This is a genomic window from Insolitispirillum peregrinum, from assembly GCF_900156605.1.
In the GTDB taxonomy this organism is placed as follows: domain Bacteria; phylum Pseudomonadota; class Alphaproteobacteria; order Rhodospirillales; family Rhodospirillaceae; genus Insolitispirillum; species Insolitispirillum peregrinum.
The window spans coordinates 660959-677591 of sequence record NZ_FTOA01000003.1 but is presented as its reverse complement, the minus strand read 5'-3'; the positions used below and the strand labels follow the sequence as shown (position 1 = coordinate 677591).

General features: G+C 60.9%; 14 protein-coding genes and 3 pseudogenes. 7 read left to right on the top strand and 10 right to left on the bottom strand.

The window, feature by feature from the left end:
* Positions 1–49 precede the first annotated feature (49 nt).
* Positions 50–466, top strand: coding sequence for an acyl-CoA thioesterase (locus BW995_RS10840; RefSeq protein ID WP_076400357.1), 417 nt, complete (start codon positions 50–52; stop codon positions 464–466).
* Positions 467–468: 2 nt separating this feature from the next.
* Positions 469–1014 carry a dihydrofolate reductase family protein gene (locus BW995_RS10835; RefSeq protein ID WP_076400356.1) on the top strand — a complete coding sequence of 182 codons (546 nt, stop codon included), beginning with the start codon at positions 469–471 and terminating at the stop codon, positions 1012–1014.
* Here the strand turns inward: BW995_RS10835 and BW995_RS10830 are convergent, their stop codons facing one another.
* From BW995_RS10830 to BW995_RS10820, 3 genes are all read right to left on the bottom strand, one after another.
* Positions 1015–2280 (bottom strand): SGNH/GDSL hydrolase family protein, encoded by a 1266-nt coding sequence (locus BW995_RS10830; protein WP_076400355.1) that lies wholly within the window; start codon positions 2278–2280, stop codon positions 1015–1017. It lies immediately after the preceding gene.
* Positions 2281–2302: 22 nt separating this feature from the next.
* Complete coding sequence (locus BW995_RS10825) at positions 2303–3709, bottom strand: MBOAT family O-acyltransferase (protein WP_076400354.1); 1407 nt, start codon at positions 3707–3709, stop codon at positions 2303–2305.
* Positions 3710–3813: 104 nt separating this feature from the next.
* Positions 3814–4431 carry a hypothetical protein gene (locus tag BW995_RS10820; RefSeq protein ID WP_076400353.1) on the bottom strand — a complete coding sequence of 206 codons (618 nt, stop codon included), beginning with the start codon at positions 4429–4431 and terminating at the stop codon, positions 3814–3816.
* A 268-nt stretch (positions 4432–4699) separates the two neighbouring features.
* On the opposite strand from BW995_RS10820, the gene BW995_RS10815 reads away from it, so the two are divergent.
* The 4 genes from BW995_RS10815 (at position 4700) to BW995_RS10800 (ending at position 10791) form a co-directional block, all read left to right on the top strand.
* Positions 4700–5920 (top strand): glycosyltransferase family 9 protein, encoded by a 1221-nt coding sequence (locus BW995_RS10815; protein WP_076400352.1) that lies wholly within the window; start codon positions 4700–4702, stop codon positions 5918–5920.
* A 397-nt stretch (positions 5921–6317) separates the two neighbouring features.
* Positions 6318–7076 (top strand): PhoH family protein, encoded by a 759-nt coding sequence (locus BW995_RS10810; RefSeq protein ID WP_076400351.1) that lies wholly within the window; start codon positions 6318–6320, stop codon positions 7074–7076.
* A gap of 151 nt (positions 7077–7227) precedes the next feature.
* Entirely contained in the window at positions 7228–8313 is a 1086-nt protein-coding gene (locus BW995_RS10805; protein WP_245821394.1) for an HpcH/HpaI aldolase/citrate lyase family protein, read from the top strand.
* Positions 8314–8745: 432 nt separating this feature from the next.
* Positions 8746–10791 (top strand): putative bifunctional diguanylate cyclase/phosphodiesterase, encoded by a 2046-nt coding sequence (locus tag BW995_RS10800; RefSeq protein WP_076400465.1) that lies wholly within the window; start codon positions 8746–8748, stop codon positions 10789–10791.
* Here BW995_RS10800 and BW995_RS10795 read toward each other — a convergent pair.
* Positions 10788–11066 (bottom strand): annotated as a pseudogene (locus BW995_RS10795) (integrase core domain-containing protein); the annotation flags it as partial. The gene BW995_RS10800 and the pseudogene BW995_RS10795 overlap by 4 nt on opposite strands.
* 2 nt (positions 11067–11068) lie before the next feature.
* On the opposite strand from BW995_RS10795, the pseudogene BW995_RS10790 reads away from it, so the two are divergent.
* A pseudogene (locus tag BW995_RS10790) lies at positions 11069–11568 on the top strand (transposase); the annotation flags it as partial.
* A gap of 74 nt (positions 11569–11642) precedes the next feature.
* Here BW995_RS10790 and BW995_RS20480 read toward each other — a convergent pair.
* From BW995_RS20480 to BW995_RS10760, 6 genes and pseudogenes are all read right to left on the bottom strand, one after another.
* Positions 11643–12296: a hypothetical protein gene (locus tag BW995_RS20480; protein WP_139332857.1), complete on the bottom strand. Its 654-nt coding sequence runs from the start codon at positions 12294–12296 to the stop codon at positions 11643–11645.
* A 108-nt stretch (positions 12297–12404) separates the two neighbouring features.
* Positions 12405–13491, bottom strand: a pseudogene (locus BW995_RS10785) (IS3 family transposase).
* A gap of 135 nt (positions 13492–13626) precedes the next feature.
* Entirely contained in the window at positions 13627–13785 is a 159-nt protein-coding gene (locus BW995_RS21115) for a hypothetical protein (RefSeq protein ID WP_245821392.1), read from the bottom strand.
* Positions 13786–13867: 82 nt separating this feature from the next.
* Entirely contained in the window at positions 13868–14830 is a 963-nt protein-coding gene (locus BW995_RS10770) for a metal ABC transporter solute-binding protein, Zn/Mn family (protein WP_076400347.1), read from the bottom strand.
* 3 nt (positions 14831–14833) lie between these two features.
* The gene (locus BW995_RS10765) at positions 14834–15724 is read right to left on the bottom strand and encodes a metal ABC transporter permease (protein ID WP_076400346.1); all 891 of its coding nucleotides are present in this window, start codon (positions 15722–15724) and stop codon (positions 14834–14836) included.
* A complete protein-coding gene (locus BW995_RS10760; RefSeq protein ID WP_084194753.1) occupies positions 15721–16491 on the bottom strand; it encodes a metal ABC transporter ATP-binding protein in 771 nt (256 codons plus the stop codon). The genes BW995_RS10765 and BW995_RS10760 overlap by 4 nt, the downstream gene beginning before the upstream one ends.
* Positions 16492–16633: the final 142 nt, after the last annotated feature.

Here is a 16633-nt window from a genome sequence, read left to right as displayed (position 1 = left end):
GGTAGCCTATCTCTCTCGGCAGGAAAAGGACAGAGCCGGAGTAGCAGGAATGAGCGAGACAGTACACCCCCTATCGGGCTCCACCCCGGCGGGACCAACGGGCGAGGTCAGCATCCGTACCATCGCCATGCCCGCCGACACCAATCCGTCGGGCGACGTGTTTGGCGGCTGGCTGATGAGCCAGATGGATCTGGCGGGCGGCACCTTCGCGCGCTATTGCGCGGGCGGACGGGTGGCAACGGTGGCGGTTGACGGCTTTACCTTTCACAAGCCGGTGTTCGTCGGCGATGAGCTGACCTGCTATTGCCACGAAGTCCGCCGGGGCCGGACCTCGCTGGCGATTGCGGTCGAAGCCTGGGTACGACGGATGGACAGCGACGTGCATGAAAAAGTCACCGAAGGGCTGTTCACCTTTGTCGCCATTGACGACAACCGCCACAAGCGGGTGATCGGGACCGGAGCCTGAGGATGGGCGGACAGGTGATCCTGATGATTGCCACCTCGCTGGACGGCTACATTGCCGATTCCGCTGGCGGGGTGGCATGGCTGGAGCCATTTGACAGCGAAGAGGTCGGGATGGCCGCCTTTCTGGCGGTGGTCGATGTGGTGGTACTGGGACGGCGCACCTATGACCAGCTGCGGGCGATGGATGAACCGTGGCCTTACGCTGGCAAGCGGGTCGAGGTGCTGACCCGCCGCCCGCTGGACGACAGCCCGCCGCCCGGCGTCCGCGCCACCGGTGACGTACAGGCAACGGTGCGACAGGCCCGGCAGGCGGGGCGAACGGTGTGGATCTGCGGCGGACGTTCGGTCATCGCGCCGCTGCTGGCCGCCGGGCTGATTGATGAGGTCGAGCTGTATACCGTTCCGGTGATCCTCGGTCGAGGCATCCCGCTGTGGGAACCGGGCGCACAGCGTTACCGCTGGAACCTGCTGTCGGTCGAAGGCTTCCGCAACGGTTTGGTCCGCAGTTGCTACCAACCGCGTAACGAGGAGCAAACGGGGTTCTGTTGATCATCCCCCACACGAGCCGCAGGCCGCCGGGGAGGTATTGACCACCAGCTCTTCGTACAGATCAGCCCAAACACGATGACCATCGGGGTTCAGGTGACCATAGCCCAGCGCCGCCCCGAACCCGTGCAGGGCGGATTCCTGCGCCCGGGTGATCCCCCGCGACAGCAGCCACTGGTCGAGGTCGGCCATTTGAATATCACGCGTGGCAAACAGGTCACGCAGCGCAGCGCTGGCCGACCGCCAGAGGGATGCCTCCTGCGCTGCCTCATCAGGGTTCAGACAGCCACCGGACAGCCCGCGCACCACCACCACCACCTTCAGCCCGTGATTGACCATCTGCTGGCGGACATCATCCAGCCACGCCTGCAACCGCTGCTCCGGCAGGCTGAGGGGGGTGGCAGCCTGCCGGATATGACCGGCTGCCGTTGCCAGCGCCTGCCGCGGGTTGGCCTGACAGGCGTCCGGGGTGGCAGTGCCCGCCGGTTTGGAGGCCGCTTTCGGCAGTTCCGCCAGCAGGCCAACGTTCTTGCGCTGATTCAGCACCAGCGCCAGACGGCTGTGATCCATCACCTGATAAATCGCCTCGCCCAACGGGCCAGAGCGCATCTGATAGCCCCGACTGGCGAGAAACGGGCGGTTCGGCCCGATCTGGCCGTCGCCGTTGCGGTCATAGCCGACAAATTCACCGGTTCCGGCCATTTCAGGCGCCAGAAAATCACTGTATGAAATGCTGAAAATTACCACGTCACCGGGACGCGGCGACAGGACCGCCTGCCGGGTCAGCGACAAAAAGCGCCACAACTGCACCGGCGGCGTTGCCCCCGACAGTCCGAAATTCAGCACCCGGTCGGCCTGTGCGCGCCGCTGCAAAGCCTGTTCGCTCAGGCGGACAAAGGTCTCGCCGTCGGTCACCTGCAGGGCCTCGACCATCGAATCCCCCAGCGCGTAGACCTGCCGCCCGACGCCTGCCGGGCCGTTCAGGGGCGGATTGCGCAAGCCTTCGGCATTGATGCTGACCGGTGCGCGGTTTTCGGTGATCCACAGACCGTGGGCACCGGGCCGCAGGCGGTAGCCGACCAGCGGATCGGGAGCATAGAGATTCGCTTGCGCTACCGGCAACACCTTCCAGGCGGGCGGCAGCTCGGTCAGGCGCAGCACCCCTTCAAACAGCAGGCAGGCCAGCACCAGACCGGCCAGCAGGCCCCCTGCCCCCCGCACCACCCGCCCGAGGAACGTCAGTCGGCACCGGCTGTGAACAGTCTTCATGATCGGCCCCTGTCTGACGGCATCAGAAACGGAAATAGATGAACGGCGTGGTGGAAATCTTTGGCAGCAGCACCATCCACAGACACAGCCCCAACAACAGCCCCCAGACCAGCGGGTGATCCCGCCGCATCAGGCGATGAACGGTGCGCAGACTGAGCAGGCGGCGTTCCAGCCAGTGCAGCCCCATCAATGCCGCACAGCCTGCCAGCATCCACAGACGATCACCCGGGCTGTCCCCCAGCCGCATCGTCCCCTCGCCACCGCCGCCGAACAGGGTGGCAATGAACTGCACCGCACTGTGGATGTCCGCCGCCCGGAACAGGACGAACAGCACCACCACCGCCAGCATCACCAGCGCCCAGTCAAGGCCGGGAACTTTCTGCAAAACGTGGCGGAACGGTCGCCACAAAAAGATCACGCCCCCCCAGCACAGGCCCCACAGGATGAAGGTCCAGTTGGCCCCGTGCCACAGACCGGCCAGCCCCATCACCGCGATCAGCACCAGCGCATTGCGCAGCGCTCCGCCACGATTGCCACCGAGGGGAATATAAAGATAATCCCGAATCCACGATGACAGGGTGATATGCCAGCGCCGCCAGAATTCCTGCGGCGAGCGGCTGAGAAACGGCTGGCGGAAGTTGATCGGCAGGCGAATGCCCATCAGGGCCGCCATCCCGACCGCCATGTCGGAATAGCCGGAAAAATCGAAGTAAATCTGAAAGCTGAATGCCCAGGCGATCACCCAGCCGGTAAAGCTGTCGGCGACGCCTTCGGCGAAACCGGCATCGACCCACGGGGCGATGGCATCGGCGAGCAGCACTTTCTTGATCAGCCCGAGGGTGATCAGGCCCAGCCCGAAACTGATGGCAATGCGGGGTTTGGGAGCCTTGCGCCCCCACCACGACAGGCGGTGGATTTGCGGTGCCAACTGGCTGGCGCGCACGATCGGCCCGGCGATCAATTGCGGGAAATAGAGGGAAAACAGCAGGAACGATGGCAACGAGGTGATCCGCGCCACCGTCCCCCGATAGACATCCACCTGATAGGCAATGATCTGGAAGATGTAGAACGAAATCCCCAGCGGGATGACGATATCCATGCCAAAGACGTTCTGGCTCAGGCTGCCGCCGGTCAGCAGCGAGCGATATTTAAAGAACGCCAGCGTCGCCACGTTGGTGGCAATGATCAGGATCAGCCGCAGCTTGCGGTTTCCGACCCGCTCTGGCGCCACCTTGTCAGGAGTCACAAAGCGCGACAGCCAGAAGTTGGCGATCTTGACCGCCAGCACCAATCCCAGATCAAACCAGCCGGCAACGGCATAAAAGGCCAGACTGGCCGCCAGCGCCAGCACACGCGGCATCGGCAGCAGGCGGTACAGGACCAGAAAGCCCCCAAAGCACAGCATAAAAATCAGGCTGTCAAAGCTCATCAGGCTCCCCGTCCCAGCGATTGTGTCGGCTTTCCTGCCGGGGAGAACGGAACCTGTCAAGGGGCCAGAATCAAACGGCCTGCCCGTGCCGGGCTTTTACCCCCTCAGCACCCGCCGCTCAGGGTGCATCCATCGCCACGCAGACGGCCTCCGACCTGCGGGGTATACAGGTGATCCATGATTTGCCCCAACAGCCGCCGGTCGGCCAGTTCATCCCCGCTTCCCAACGGAGCAGCCCCCGGACGCAGGCGGATTTCGGACAATCGCTCGGCATTAAAGCACAGCGCGGCCTGCACCTCGTGACTGGCCGGATCCTGCTTGCTGGCAGGCACAGTGCCATCCCCGGCCCCCGCCAGCTCGCACGCCGCCGCGCCGTCAAAGGCATCGCTGGTGCCAAACACCAGCACCACCCGATAGCGCGGATCGCTGGCCTGGGCCGGAACACTGGTAAATCCGGCCACCGGCGCCGCCCCGACCGGCACGCTGGCCCGTGCGGCGAGCTGAGCCGCCGCATCAGCCGGAGCGTTGTGGACCTCGATCAGGGCCGTTTTGCCGGAAAAGCCGGAATTCCATGCCGCGATCACCGGCTGCTGTCCAAAAGCGACAGGCCGGTACAGAACCGAAGAGTCCGTACAGCCCGCCACGGCGATGGCGGACAGACCGGCGATAATCCCGGCAATGATCCCGCCGGTGGTACCGGCAGTGGTCAGCACATGTTTCATGTCAGGCGTCTCACAAAAGGCCTCTAATTTCCTGTACCATAGCATATTTGGCCATCCGGTGGCCGTTACACTTTTTTCAGGGTGATCTTGATGACCTATGGCCGGTGTTTTCAGTAGCATGGGCAGGCTTGCTTCGTTAGGGTAGGCCCCGACATCATCCCGCAAACATCCTGACAAGAACCATGGAGTGCCATGCCCACGGGTGCTGACATCCGCCGCTTCACCAGTCCCGTCTGTTGTCCGCAACCGGCGTGGGGAGGCGTGTAGGATGCAGGCCTACCTGTTGTTGCAACTCCGGCTCTGGCTGATGCGGCTTGATGCCTCCGTGCTGTTCCTGCTGGACTCCCTGCTCGCCCTGTGGCTGTCCCTGCATCGCCGCCTGCATCGCCGCCCGTTGCGCTCGCCGGTGGCACTGATCGTCCGTCTGGGCGACCTGTCCGACGTCCTGCTGTGGCTACCTGCCGGTCAACGCCTGATCCCGTCCTTGCGGCAAAAGGGCTATCGTGTCCTGCTGGTGGTTCCGGCCGGGGTCGAACCGTTGCTGCAAGACATCGGTGACGAAGCCGAAATCATCCCGGTTGACGGTATCGCATGGCGGCACTCCTGGCGCTATCGCTGGGCCTTTGCCGGGAAACTGGCCGACATCCGCGCCGATCTGGCTCTGGAAACCAGCTATTCCCGCACCTTGTTGGGCGGTGACAGCATGGTACGGTTCAGCGCGGCAAAAAAGCGCATCGGCTGGGTTGGCGATGGGCGCAAAACCACCCGCACCGGCCACCGGCTGGGACGGCGGGTCTATACCACCCTGCTGCCCAATCCGCCGAAAGACCCGCTGCCGGAAACGGAAAGCCAGGAACGCCTGCTGGCGCAACTGGGTGTGACCCTTGATCCGGCGGGGCCGTCGCCCTTTCCGTCGGAGATGCTGCAACCATCGGCAGACATGGGCCTGCCGGATCGCTATGTCATTCTGGCCCCCGGTGCCGCCAGTCCGCTGCAACGGTGGCCGGCAAGCAGCTTTGCCACCGTGGTCGATGCCATTCACAAGCATTACGCCCTGCCGGTGCTGGTGTGCGGCGGTCAGGACGACGCCCCCCATGCGGCGATGATCATGGCCCTCAGCACCTCGGCCATTACCGCCGACCTGTGCGGCAAGATTTCGCTGGCCGACCTGCCGGCACTGGTCGCCCGCGCCGATCTGGTGATCGGCAACGAAGGCCCGCTGATCCATCTGGCGGCGATGGTCGCCACCCCCAGCCTGTGCCTGACCAGCGGCACGTTCTGGGGTCGCACCCTGCCCTATGGTCGCAGCCGCCTGCTGCCCGGCCGCATCGCCCCGATCCCGGTCACCCATCCGATGGACTGTTACGACTGCGCCGGGCGCTGCATTTACACCCTGACGGCAGACGAACCGGCCCCGTGTGTCAGTGCGATCACCGCCGCGCAGGTGATCGGCGCCCTGGCCGATTTCCTGCCCCAGCGAACGGCCTGAGCCTGCGGGCATCAAGACCACCTGCAATCCTGCGCAAAAATGTCACCAACAGGGGAGCGACAAACGCCCCCGCGCCCTCTATATTGAGGGAAAGCATGGTGTTTTGCGTGGTTACCCTGATGGATGACCAGACGGCATTCCGTGGGGCAGCCCCCAGCACAGGACGTCGAGCCATGAGCGGGTTTCACGGTTTGCCTTGTCTGCGAGCACAGTCCTGGCATCCCCTGAGCACAGCGGGGGGCCTCCCCCTCATCGCCGGTCCGCGATGGCTTCGTTCCAGCATTTTTGCCCAGCCTGTCCAAGCGCCTTCCCCATGGGGAGGCGTTTTGCGTTTTGCCCCCTTCCCCGTGTCGGGACCATTCTGCTGCGGTCCCGGTATAGCCTGAGGAGACGTGTCATGGCCAAACGATCTTTTCGTCCGTCCACTGCCGCCAGCAACGGCCCCCGCCTGCGTGCGGTGATCCCCGACGGCCCGGCATGGGACCCCCTGCACGGGCAACAGCCTGACCAGCAGCCCGAACGGCGCGAGCAGTCCTATACCCGCACCATTCGCCCGCACAGCCCCAATCAGGCGGCCCTGATCAGCGCCATCGACACCACCAACGTCGTGCTGGCGCTGGGACCGGCCGGGACCGGCAAAACCTATATCGCCATCGCCAAGGCGGTCGAAGCACTGGAAAGCGGCTCGATCGGGCGGATCGTCCTCTCCCGCCCGGCAATCGAAGCCGGGGAAAGCCTCGGCTTCCTGCCCGGCGCGCTGGAAGACAAGCTCGCCCCCTACCTGCGACCGCTGTATGACGCGCTCAGCGACCGGCTGGGCAACCGCCGCCTGCGCGCCCTGCTGGCCGATGGCAGCATCGAGATTGCTCCGGTGGCCTATATGCGCGGGCGCACCCTCAACAATGCCTTTGTGGTGATCGACGAGGCGCAGAACTGCACCTATGGACAGTTGAAAATGCTGCTGACCCGACTGGGCTGGCATTCCACCATGGTGCTGACCGGCGACCCCGACCAGAGCGACCTGCTGCCGGGGGTGTCCGGGCTGGCCGATGTGGCAACCCGGCTGGAACAACTCGATGATATCGCGGTGATTCGCCTGCAGGACGCCGATATCGTGCGCCACCCGCTGGTGGCCGCCATGCTGACCGTCGTCTGATCCCCCCGCATTCCCGCCCCTGCCTCCTTACACAAGGGGATCAGGGGCGGGATATCAGCTTCCCATTGACAATTTCCCTTCGCTGCTGCAAACAACGGATATGAACAATATTCTTTCGTGATCACGGGACACAAAGACATAATCTGTCTGCATGTCCAGTGATAGCGGCAACGGAGTTACCCGCACCATGACCACCAAGCCGTCCAAAAAGTTCTTTGAGCCGCTGGCTATCGGCGCTCCGCTCCCGAACCGCGAAGTGCCGGTGGCGCTGGAACGCATGGTCCACTTCTTCCCGCCCCACCTCGAAAAGATCCGCGCCAAGCTGCCGGAAATGATCCCGCAGGTGGACGTTCTGCTGGGCAATCTGGAAGACGCCATCCCCGCCGATGCCAAGGAAGCCGCCCGCAAGGGTTTCATTGCCGCCGCCAAGGCCAACGACTTTGGCTCGACCGGCCTGTGGACCCGGGTGAACTGCCTGAACTCGCCGTGGTTCCTCGACGACATGACCGAAATCGTCGGTGAAGTCGGCGACAAGCTGGACGTGGTGATGCTGCCCAAGGTCGAAGGCCCGTGGGACATCCATTACCTTGACCAGCTGCTGGCCCAGCTGGAAGCCCGTCACGGGATCAAAAAGCCGATCCAGATTCACGCCATTCTGGAAACCGCGCTGGGCGTTGCCAACGTCGAAGCCATCGCCGCCGCCAGCCCGCGCATGCACGGCATGAGCCTCGGCCCGGCGGACCTCGCCGCCTCGCGCGGGATGAAGACCACCCGCGTCGGCGGCGGTCACCCGTCCTATGGCGTGCTGGAAGACAGCCGCGCCGACGGCGGTGCCCGCACCCTGTTCCAGCAGGACCTGTGGCATTACACCGTCGCCAAGATGGTGGACGCCTGTCAGGCCCATGGCCTGAAAGCCTTCTACGGCCCGTTTGGCGATTTCTCGGATGATGCCGCCTGCGAAGCCCAGTTCCGCAATGCCTTCCTGCTGGGCTGTGTCGGGGCGTGGTCGCTGCACCCCAAGCAGATCGACATTGCCAAAAAGGTGTTCAGCCCCGACGTCGCCGAAGTCCTGTTTGCCAAGCGCATTCTGGACGCCATGCCCGACGGCACCGGCGCTGTGATGATCGACGGCAAGATGCAGGATGACGCCACCTGGAAACAGGCCAAGGTGATCGTTGACCTCGCCCGCCGGGTGGCGGCGCGGGATGCGGCGCTGGCCGAGGCTTATGGCCTGTAACGAGGCATTCTGATCCTTGCACGGACAAACGGAGTGACTGGCAACGGTCACTCCGTTTTTTTTACCCTCATATCGGGAGGAGGCTACGAACATCTTGCATATGATATGCCTAAAGTCATAATACTGACCGCCTGAAATCAGGGAAACCGGATAGGGCGTACCTCTAACGACCACTGCAGAGATAAGGGTGCAGGACACCGGCAGGTCTTGATCTTTTGCGATCGAGGTTGTACCTGATGAGGCCGGTTGTGGGCCTGTCGGCGGTACGAAACGAGCGGACGGGACTGCCAGCACCCTTTTACCATCGGAAAGTTTAATCGGTTTACGCCTTTTGGACTATCCAAAAGGATGTATCCACTGTGGAGCAAACCATTCCCTGTCATGCGGGATCATCAGGGGACGGTATCGGAAGATTTGGGTGAAGGACGGGGGATGATCGGGATTTTCAGGCGCTCGCTGCGCTCGTTTACCATTGGGCAATTCACGCTTGGCCTGTCGGGAATCATTGTCCTGTTCTCGGCGCTGACCGTATTGCTGCTATCGACCTTTGTCGAACAGCGGGCGATATCGGAACTGGCGCAGAAAGACGCCCGCCAAACCTCGGAACTGGTGTTCCAGTCGCTGTATTCCGCCATGCGGAAAGGCTGGGACAAGCAGGAAATCCACGACATCATCCAGCGTCTGAACGAAACACTGCCCAACGCCAAAATCCGGGTGTTCCGGGGAGATCCGGTGGTGGCCCAGTTCGGAGAAATCAACGGCGAACGGGCAATTCGGGATCAGGACGACCTGCTGCGTCAGGCGCTTGGTCAGGGCAAGGAAGTCCTGCAACAAAGCCAGGACAGCCTGCGCTATCTGTATCCCCTGCTGGTCAGGGAAGAATGTCAGGCCTGCCATCAGGCAGAGATCGGGGCGGTCAACGGGGTGGTGGACATCACCTTTCCGATCCAGAACCTGAAAGTCTCGCTCGCCTTTGTGATCCGCTCGGTGATCGCCTATTTTGCCATCATCCTGACCATCATCTGCTGTGCGGTCTATTTCAAGTTACGGTTCTTTGTCGCCTTTCCGATCCGCCGTTTTGTCGGACTGATTGACGAGATCATCCAGCACACCGACCTGACCCGCCGTCTGGATCAAAAGCCCAGCCATCTGTCGGAAATCCAGAAGCTCTCGGACCATTTCAACTGCCTGCTGAGTACCATTCAGGACTATCAGGACCGTCTGCGCACCTATTCCGACCATGACCCGCTGACCGGAACCTATAACCGGCGGAAATTCGAAGATTTCCTGAAACTGGAAGTCGATCGCAGCCGGCGCCATGGCCACGCCTTTTCGCTGATCATGATTGATGTCGACAACTTCAAGCACATCAACGACACCTATGGGCATCCGGTCGGTGATCTGGCACTGAAGGAACTGGCTTCGGTCCTGCGCCACCGCCTGCGGCGCACCGATGTGCTGGCCCGTCTGGGCGGGGATGAATTCGCCATCCTGCTGCCCGACACCCCGCAACCACAGGGGGAAAGCACCGCCGAAGCCCTGCGGCGGGCGATCAGCGAGACGGTCGTTCGCCTGCCGGTCGGCAAGACACGGGTACAGGCCAGCTTCGGGATGGTCTCGTTCCCCGACAATGGCGAAGATGTGGAAAAGCTGACCATTGCCATGGACGTGGCGATGTACAAGGCCAAACGTCTGGGCAAAAACCTTGTCGCCACCCTCGATGCCTCGGAAGAAGGCCTGATGATGGAGGTGTTCAACCGGGGCCAGCAGGTGCAGCGCGCCCTGATCGAAGACCGGGTGATCCCCTTCTTTCAGCCGATCAGCCTGCCCGACAGCGGCAAACCCTATGCCTACGAAGTCCTCGCCCGCATCCGGGATGAAGACGCCATCCTGCCCGCCGCGGCCTTTATCGAAACCGCCGAAGAGCTGGGCCTGGACCGGGCAATCGACGAAACCGTGTTCCGCAAGGGGCTGGCCGAAGCCGCCCGCGTCGGCCTGACCGGGGTCAAGCTGTTCTTCAACCTGTCCGCCCGCACCATCGGCGACACCGCATGGATGCGCGCCTTGCCGCAGGTGATCCGTGACGCCGGTCTACAGCCGTCACAGGTGGTGCTGGAACTGACCGAGCGCGAGGCTCTGCCGAACTTTGACAAGCTGATCGAGCTGATGGGCGACCTGCGCGCCACCGGACTGGCGTTTGCGCTGGATGATTTCGGTTCGGGCTTTTCGTCGTTCCTGTACCTGAAGTACCTCAGCGTCGATTACGTCAAGATCGAGGGCAGCTTTGTCCGCCACATGACCACCGACCACCGCGACCGCATCATGGTCGAGCACATCCACAGCATGGCGCGCCAATTCGGCCTGAAAACCATCGCCGAGTTCGTCGAAGACGAAGAAACCAACCGCCTGTTGCAGGAGATGGGCGTCGATCTCGGCCAAGGCTATCACTATGGCCGCCCGCGAGAGACGTTGAGTTAGCAGAGAGAACTGGTTTCCGTAGAAACAGTGTTTAGTCCCGGCATTTGATGGGTCGGATCAATTCTGAAGCATTCAGGCTCAGGAGTCCAGATTTTGCAGATGTATTCGTATGGCGTAAGCCCTTTGAGCGTCTTCAAGCACCTGCCAAAATTGTATGCGCCGATGAAGTCTCCGAGATGTTCCTCAAACTTGTGATGGCTGTCGTAGTGGTAGCGCTTGACGGTGGCTTCCTTGATGGTGCGGTTCATTCGCTCCACCTGCCCGTTGGCCTGAGGTGTCCAGCCCGACAATCGTGATCATCAATAGCCAAAGCGTCAAGGGCATGAAAAAAGGGGGGGGATCGATCTGTCCGGCTACGACGCAGGAAAAAAGGTCAAAGGCAAGAAGCGGCATATCGTCGTCGATACGCTTGGTATGTTTCTGGAGGCCCACATCCAGCCCGCCGACATCCAAGACCACGACGGTGCGCTGTCGGTGTTGAAGGAGGCTCGCCGCTTATTTCCGTTCATCGAACGGGTCTTCGCCGATGGCGGCGGTGCGGGAACTGGGGGCTTGTCATCTGGAAATCGTCATGCATTCCGACACAACCAAGGGCTTCAAGGTTCTGCAAAAGCGCTGGATCATTGAGCGTACCTTCGGTTGGCTGGGGCATTGTCGTCGTCTCGCCAAAGACTTTGAGAACCTGTCCAAGATGTCGCTGGCCTTCCTGCGTTTGGCTCTTGGCTCTTGGCTCTGATCCGCCTCATGCTACGCAGGATCGCAAGGAACAGAAAGTAATAGGGAACTTTGCGGACAGACTCTAAGCAGGAGGCAGCGCTTTGGTGAAGTGCTCAAGCTCCTGAGGGGTCAACCTAATCACTAATGTATTGACCCTTCATTATTTTCTTGGCGCATTCCAATTGACTCATTGCGATTCCCATGCATTTTATCATATCATTTTTTCTCTGTTCATAACCAGAAGAATGAAGAATTAAATCAATTTTTATAATTTCCCTTATTGCATCTACTATTTTTCTATTACACTCCGGAATTAATAAAGATTTCTCAACAAGAATAGCAAAATTCATATCTACAACTCTACGAATATATGACTGCGCCCTTTCCGCCGGCTCGTTACGACCATTTATATTCTGGATAAAAGGCATAAAAAGTTCAATAGACTGATAAAGTATTTCTATCTGACCACAAACAAGATGAGCACTCCTTATTTCATGTTCTCTTTTATCAGAATTCCTTACTTCGTTGCTTTTTTTCCAAAGAGAGCGGGCTTGCGTGTGTTGGAATATGCCAACGCCAACAGCTATAAAAGCAGCAAGAGCAGCACCTATGCCACCAATCCATTGGGCAAGGTCCGTATTACGAAGGGTGCTACAGGCCTCAATGGTCAAGCTAAATGTGGCCCCCCCAATAAGGCCCACAATCGCACCAAAAGCTCCGCCTATTACTGTGGGAATATGTACATCTGCGAAGAAGTTGTTTTTTTTCGTTGAAGGTTGACTGGTCATTTGAGCACTCTATCGCGGTTTACCGGAGCAGTAGAATTCATTAAATACACTCATAAGTCGATGAATTTCTGGTAATCCTCCCCTTTTTAATAGGGTGCCGCAGTAGAGTTATCCGGCCATGTTCAGTTTCATAACAGGCGTGATACCACCGATCCTCATGTTGGGGCGGTCATTGTTATAAGTCCATAGCCATTGCGTTGCCTGATGCTGTGCCTCTTTGATGCTTGCAATGATGCATTGGTCCAGCCATTCGTGCCGGACGGTCCGGTTGTATCGCTCTACGTAGGCGTTCTGCTGAGGCTGTCCCAGCTGAATGTGCTGGATTTTGATCCCTTGCCTTCCCGCCCATTCCTTCAGCTTTTCGCTGATGTACTCCGGGCCGTTATCAACCCGGATCATCCGGGGCTTGCCGCGCCATTCGATGATGCGGTTCAAGCTGTGGATAACTCGTTCTGCAGGGAGTGAAAAATCGACCTCAATTCCCAGCCCTTCACAGTTGAAGTCGTCCAGAACGTTCAGTAATCGGAACGCTCTGCCATCTCCCAGGCGATCAGCCATGAAGTCCATCGACCACGTCACGTTGGGGGCATCTGGAACGGCCAAGGCATCAGGCTTGTCCCGCTTCAAACGCTTGCGGGGTTTGATCCGCAGATTCAGTTCAAGCTGGCAATAAACCCTGTAAACCCTTTTGTGATTCCAGCGATAGCCCTTCACGTTGCGTAAATGCAAGAAGCACAGGCCAAATCCCCACGTTTTGCGTACGTCCGTCAGTCCTGTCAGCAGATCGGCGATCACCTCATTCTCATCCTTGAGCTTCGGGCGATACCGATAACAGGTTTCGCTGACGTCAAAAGTCCGGCAAGCCAGCGCAATGCTGACGTTCCGTTGCTTTACTGCCGTTTCTGCCATCTCCCGACGTTGAGATGGCCCGCCTACTTTTTCCGAGGGCTTCCTTCAGCAAATCGTTTTGCATACTCAAATCCGCATACATCTACTTCAGGCGACGGTTTTATTCTTCCATCGCCTTCATTTGGCTGATCATTGCCGCATCCATGCCGCCATATTTGGCTCGCCATTTATAAAAAGATGCGCTGCTCATCCCATGCTCACGGCAAAGCTCAGCAATCAGTATGCCGCCTTCTGCCTGCCGCAGGATCGCGATGATCTGGGTTTCTGTATATCGGCTTGATTTCATGTGAATTCCCCTCGTCCGATAGCCCGAGAAAATTCTACTCTAGCATCCACTTAATTTCAGGGGGGGGGGATTACCATTGGCGCAGCCCCCCTGGAACGGCTGTGCACAGCCGATATAGCCGACGACGACAATAAGCTACGCCAATTTTTGCTCGAACGCAGCGTATTCCCGGTAATTCTCAACAATCTGATGCGGAAACGTTGGCACCTCTTTAATACCAACGCTTACCAGCAGCATAATCTCATTGAGCGCATGCTCTGTCAGCTCAAGAATATTCGCTGCATCGCTACCCACTGCGACAAACTCACTGCTAACTTCGCCGCGGCTGTTGCACTCGCAGACATCGTTATCTGTTGGGTCAGATCGTGTCTCGAGCCTAGTGTCCAGCCAGCAACGTGTCCTTCAGCGCCTTGACGTTGGAGCGGAACATCGCCTCATAGGTCGCGGCGGGGCCATCGGCAGCAGACAGGGCATCGGCGTACAGCGTGCCGCCAACCACCCCCTTGGCGTCCTTGGCCAGTTGCTTGACCAGACGCGGATCGCTCATGTTTTCAAGAAACACCGCGCGGACCTTTTCGGCCTTCATCTGCTTGACCAGCCGGGCGACATCCTTCGGCGTCGGTTCAGCTTCGGTGCTGAGACCCATCGGGGCAAGGAATTCAACGCCATAGGCGGCACCGAAATAGCCAAAGGCATCATGGCTGGTGATCAGTTTGCGCTGCGCTGCCGGAATGCTGGCCAGCTCGCTGCGCACCCAGCCATCAAGGGTTTCCAGACGCGCACGGTAGCTTTCGGCACGGGCGGCAATCGCACTGGCCTCTGCCGGACGGGCCGCTTCCAGCGCCTTGGCGATGGTCGCCACGTACATCTGGCCGTTCTTCAGGTCCTGCCAGGCGTGCGGGTCGGTGTTGCCGTGGTGGTGATGGTCCTCATGCTTCGCATGATCGTCATGTTTGGCGTGATCGTCATGTTTGGCGTGATCGTCATCCTCATCGGCCATCTCCCGCGGCGTCACCCCGTGCGAGGCGGTGACCACCGCAGCCTTGGTGCCCGAGGCCGACAACAGACGCTCGCTCCACGGCTCAAAGCCCAGCCCGTTGAGGATCACCATTTCGGCCCCGGCAACCGCCTGGGCGTCGGACGGCGTCGGCTGGTAAACGTGGGCATCACCATCTGGCCCGACCAGTGTGGTAACGCTGACCGCATCGCCACCGATTTCACGCACCATGTCGCCGAGGATGGAAAAGCTGGCCACCACCTTCAGCGGTTCGGCAAAGGCGGGCAGCGATCCCAGCATCACCGTCGCCGCCACCGCCGCGACAGAGAGTTTCTTCAACATACTTCAAGCCTCCAGATGAGAGCGGGGCAGCAGGCGGGGCAAAACGCCCCCCACCGGCCCGACCAGCAGCGATATCAGGTAAAAGACCCCCGCCATCAGCACGATGGCCGGGCCGGATGGCAGGTTCCAGGCAAAGGACAGCACCAGACCGCCATAGCCGGACAAAAAGGCGATCACCATCGCCACGGCGATCAGTCCCGGCACCTGCCGGGCCCACAGGCGAGCGGTGGCAGCGGGCAACATCATCATCCCGACCGCCATCAACGTTCCCAGCGCCTGAAAACCGGCGACCAGATTCAGCACCACCAGCGCCAGAAACAGCAGATGGATCACCCCACCGCCACCGCCCTGCGCCCGCAAAAAACCGGGATCAAAGCATTCCACCACCAGCGGGCGGTACATCAGCGCAAAGACACAAACGGTCAGGCTGGAAATCCCGGCCACCAGCAGCAAGGCGGTATCGTCCACCGCCAGAATGGTGCCGAACAGCACATGCATCAGATCGACCGTGCTGCCGTGCAGGGTGACAATCAGCACCCCCAGCGCCAGCGAGATCAGATAAAAGGCGGCAAAGCTGGCGTCTTCGCGCAGCCGGGTCATCCGCGCCACCAGCCCGGCGAGCAGGGCCACCAGCAGCCCGGCGACAAAGCCGCCAAGGCTCATCGCCGGTAGCGACAGGCCGCCAAGCAAAAAGCCGATCGCCGCACCGGGCAGGATGGCATGGCTCATCGCATCGCCGACCAGACTCATCCGGCGCAACACCAGAAACACCCCCACCGGGCCACAGCCAATCGCCAGCGCCAGACAGGCCACCAGCGCCCGCCGCATGAAGGCATAGTCGCCAAACGATCCGACAGCGGCATCCTGAAGCGTGGTCCACAGCTCGCCGCTCATCCTGCCACCTCGTCGGCCAGCGGTGGGCGGACACACAAGGATGCCGTCTCGCTCCACGCCTCCCCCATCGCCCGCGCCCGCAGCAAGGCCTCGCGGGTCAGTGTCTCGGCGGTGGCACCCCAGCCGATCACTTCCCGCGCCAGCAACAGGGTGCGGGGGAAATACTGCCGCACCTGCTCCAGATCATGCAGAACGGCAATCACCGTCCGCCCTTCACCGTGCCAGCGCTGCACCAGTGCCAGCAGGTCGGCGGTGGTGCGTGCATCCAGCGCATTGAACGGTTCATCGAGCAAAATCACCGGGCTGTCCTGCAACAACACCCGGGCAAACAGAACGCGCTGGCGCTGGCCCACACTCAAGGCAGCCAGCGGACGCCGCTCAAACCCCGCCAGCCCGACAGCCGCCAGCGCGTCTTCGGCCTGCTGGCGCATGGTCCGGGTGGCGGCCCGGAACATGCCGATGGTCTGCCAGTGTCCCAGCAGCACCACATCCAGCACCGAAATCGGAAAATCATGTTCAATCTCGGCCTGCTGCGGCAGATAGGCCAGCGCCGACGATGCCCAGGCACCGCAGTCAATCCGCCCGCCCAGCACCGGCAACAGCCCCTTGATACCTTTCAGCAGGGTGCTTTTCCCCGCCCCGTTGGGGCCGACAATCGCCGTCAACGACCCGGCCTCAAAGGTCCCCGAGACATGGTGCACCGCCGGGTGGCGGTCATAGCCCAGCGTCAGGTCGGTCAGGCGCAGGCCGGGAAAAGCGCTGCTCATGGAGCCGCCTCCCACCAGTCGAGCGCCCAGCCAACGGCCAGCCACAGCGGCACACACAGCACCAGCGCCAGCAGCAACCGCTGCGCGGCGCTCCACAACAAAAAAGGGGTCACGGGGGAATGGGGGGAAGCGGGCATCATCA